The following is a 3,945-nucleotide window of genomic DNA, read 5'->3' on the forward strand; positions in this document are numbered from 1 at the left end:
TGGAACGATTTTTGCGATTTTACAGGCAAGGTTTCAGGAACCAGCAGGGCGGCCGCGATGCAGGCGTTGGAGGCGGAATACCCCGGGAGCTTCTCAAATGATACGCTTAACGCTTATCTGTCGGCGACGGGGCGCGCGGCGTTCAGAAATTACGGCGTAGAAGCCCTTAACATACTCCTAGACAAGGGAATATTTTTATTCCACCGCGACGATATAAGGTTTTTTAACCAGGATATCGCGGAACTGCAACATTCAACATCCATTATGGAAAAGCAATATATTTCGTATAACGATATTATCACATTGGCAAACGTGCGGAATGCTCTGGGCGACATTATTAAAGCTATGGACACGCCCATTTTGTTTAAAAACATAGCCGTTGACCTTTTGGAGCCTTTTATCAAGGAAAATACTTTTTATTCGTTCACCGAAACCCAAAAGCGAATTGAAGAGGCAAAAGAAACAATAACGCCCGTAAACAGAACAATAGAAAAAGGCAACAGAATTATAAGGAAAGGCTTTATTATTACGGAAGAAGAAATGGAAGACCTTATGGTTTTTCATCTATCCATGCCAAAAAGGGATCCGCGCGGCATCATCGGCATTGTTTTAGTGATGCTTCTGCTTTACATCTTATTTGTCGTGTTATGCGGGCGCATCGTTATAGGAAGAAAAATAAACAACAGCGAACGGTATCTTTTGGCTTCCATTACGGGTTTTTACATTATAGGGTCTGTACTGCTTTACAGTTTTTTGCCGGTTCAAAATAATTTTCCAATATTCCTGTTGATGCCCACCGCCCTCTTTATAATGATAATCGCGGTATTTATGGGAACGCGTCCCGCCATGATTATGTCGATTGCCCTGCCTTTAGGTTCCTACTTTGCCGGAAGTTTTGACAATTATTCGTATATCTTCGCGCTAATTTCCGGTATTGCGGCCTCTACCGTTCTTCACAACGCGAAAGACAGAATGAGTCTGATCAAGGCGGGTCTTCTTATCGCGGCGGCAAACTCAACCGCTATTGTAGTTATATTGCTTCTGCGGCAGGCGAGTATTTACGACTATCCCGTCATGATCTTCGGAGCCGTCCTAAATGGCATAGTATCGGGAATGCTTACATTGGGCTTTTTGCCGCCGCTCGAACACGCCCTTAACGCCGTAACGCCTTTCCGTTTAATGGAACTGTCCGACCTTAACGCGCCGATCCTGCGCAAACTTTTTACCGCGGCGCCGGGAACCTACAACCATTCGCTTATGGTCGCCAACCTTTCAGAACAGGCGTGTCAGGACATAGGCGCGAACGCCCTGCTCGCCCGCGTAGGCGCATATTACCATGATATAGGAAAAATAGATAACCCAAGTTATTTTATAGAAAACCAGGACGATCACAACAAGCACGACGAGATCGCGCCCCGTCTTTCCACTACGATAATCCGCAGTCACGTGAAACTCGGCGTTGAAAAAGCGATTAGTCTTGGGCTTCCAAAGGACGTTATCGACATTATCGCCGAACACCACGGAAACTCAGTAATATCATGGTTCTACAACAAGGCGACGGAACAAGAATCCGACGTAAGCTCCGAAGATTTTTGCTATCCCGGCCCTCCCCCGCACTCCAAGGAATCCGCCGTCGTGATGCTAGCAGACATAACCGAAGCCGCGGTAAGGACATTGGACAAACCTACGGCCGCAAAAATCGACAAATTCGTACAACAGCTTTTTGACAACAAGATTGAACACGGCCAGCTTGCGAATTCGGATCTGTCCTTCCGCGAACTTGAAATAATCAAAAAAGCGTTTGTTAAGGCGCTCGCCGCCTATTACCACTCAAGGATCGAGTACCCGAAACAAAAAGAGGAAGCGCAATGAACCGTGTGACGGTTAACGCCGAAGAAGTCTCACTTCCCAAGTGGAGCGACTCCTTATGCTGTTTCGCGCTTAAAGTTCTGGATGAAATTAAACGCGAGAACTGGGAACTGTCGATACTTTTGTGCGGCGATAAAACAATCGCGACCCTTAATTCCCAATACAGGAACAAGAGCGAACCCACCGACATATTGTCCTTTAACCTTGGCGATACGGTGACAGAAGACGGAAAAACCGTATATCTGCCCGGCGACCTAGTTATTTCCCTTGACACCCTGCGGGAAAACGCGAAATATTTCGCAGTAAACGAAGACGAAGAGTTACGCAGGCTGTTAATTCATGGTATCCTTCATTTAGACGGCATGGACCACGAAACTACGGACAAAGAGGAACCGATGCTGGCGTTTCAGGAGGAGATACTGGACAGGCTAAAAGACGAACATATATTGGGTGCCGAGGGGAAAACATGAAAAACCGTTTTCATCTTAACTCCAAAGCGATAAAAGAACTTGAAGAAGACCAACAGCAGATGATCCGCGGCATCGTGGAATTATCGGAAACCACCGTAAAGGAAGTGATGGTTCCCAGAACCGACACCGTCTTTATTCCCGCCGACATCACAAAAGACGAACTTTTTACCCTACTTAGCGAAAACGAACATTCCCGTTATCCGGTTTATCAGGATACGGTGGATCAGGTTATAGGCGTTCTGCACGTAAAGGACGTACTAAAAGCGCTTGTAAACGACAAACCCATAAATATCCGCGAGATTGCGAGAAAGCCCTTTTTCATCCCCGTTTCAAAACACATAGACGACCTTCTAGGCGAATTAAAGCGGAAAAAAACGCATATCGCCATAGTCGTGGACGAATACGGCGGGGTATCCGGCATGGTTTCCATGGAAGATATAATAGAAGAGATAATCGGCGACATTCAAGATGAATTTGATCAAGAAACCGAAGATGTGGTAAAATTGGGCGAGGGCGTGTGGCTGTGCGACGCCAGGGTCAACCTTGAGGCTCTTGCGGAAGAGACAAATCTGGATCTTCCCATCGACGATTTTGACACCCTTGGCGGTTTCGTTTTTGATCTTTTCGGGAAAATCCCCGTTAAAAATGAGAAAATCGAATACAAGGATTATGATTTTATCATTCAGGAGATGGACGGGCACAAGATCAATTCGATAAAGGTTGTAACGCGTAAAAAAGAATGATGTTTTTAAAAAGAGGGGAAATGTTACATTCAAGGTTTTTGTTATTTTTTCTTTGCCTTTTAACTCTTTTTTCCGCAAGCCTTGCGGCCCAATCTCCGAATTCCGCCGCGGCTCTCTATGAAAAGGGAAGAAACTTTATGGCGGACGAAAACTGGTATCCCGCCATAGAAACTTTAATGGACTGCGTAAGGCTTAATCCCGCCCACGCCGAAGGAACGTCCGCCCTCGCCGAGTGCTATTACGAACTTTCCGAATTTGAGCAGGCGCTTAACTGGGTACGAAAGGCAAGACTGCTCGCCCGCAGTAATTTATCCGTGGCGAACCTCGAAGTCTTCACCCTTATCGCGCTTGGGCGCCTGGACGAAGCGACAACTCTTGTCAATGAAATACTTATAAAAGAGCCGTACAACAGGGAAGCGCTATTTGCCGCTGGCGAGTTAGACATCGCGAGGAACAGGCCGTCCGAAGCCCTGCTCCGTTACCGTGAGGCGGTACGCCGCTACCCCGACGACCGCAGGCTTTTAATTTCCCTCGCCCTCGTATCGCTTTCGCTTGGGGACGGTCCGACTTCCGTCCGCTATATAAACAGCGCCCTTGAACAGCATCCCGACGATTACCGCGTATTTTTTTACGCTTCTTACATTTATTCAAAGAACAACATGCTTCCCGACGCCATCCGTTACGCGGAACGCGCCCTCTACTACAAACCCGATCACGAAGCATCCAATTCGCTGTTAGCCGTCCTGCGTTACCGTAATACGCAGTACGACGAGGCAATCCGTCTCTCTGACATTTCCATCGCCAAAAACAGGCAGAACACCGGCGCGTGGTACTTAAAAGGCCTTTCGCTCATACGCCTAAAC

At 47.2% G+C, this 3,945-nt stretch carries 4 protein-coding genes; all 4 read left to right on the top strand.

The features are described 5' to 3' along the window. On the top strand, positions 1 to 1,872 hold a 1,872-nt coding region (locus ACYVTD_RS10355; protein WP_461247700.1), incomplete at its 5' end, for an HD family phosphohydrolase. Further along, the gene (gene ybeY / locus ACYVTD_RS10360; RefSeq protein ID WP_461247701.1) at positions 1,869 to 2,339 is read left to right on the top strand and encodes an rRNA maturation RNase YbeY; all 471 of its coding nucleotides are present in this window, start codon (positions 1,869 to 1,871) and stop codon (positions 2,337 to 2,339) included. The genes ACYVTD_RS10355 and ybeY, both read left to right, overlap by 4 nt. Further along, a complete protein-coding gene (locus ACYVTD_RS10365; protein ID WP_461247702.1) occupies positions 2,336 to 3,082 on the top strand; it encodes a hemolysin family protein in 747 nt (248 codons plus the stop codon). The genes ybeY and ACYVTD_RS10365 overlap by 4 nt, the downstream gene beginning before the upstream one ends. A gap of 137 nt (positions 3,083 to 3,219) precedes the next feature. Next, positions 3,220 to 3,945, top strand: a 726-nt coding sequence (locus tag ACYVTD_RS10370) for a tetratricopeptide repeat protein (protein ID WP_461247703.1), incomplete at its 3' end; no start/stop codon positions are given.

Source organism: Treponema sp. R6D11 (assembly GCF_054786075.1).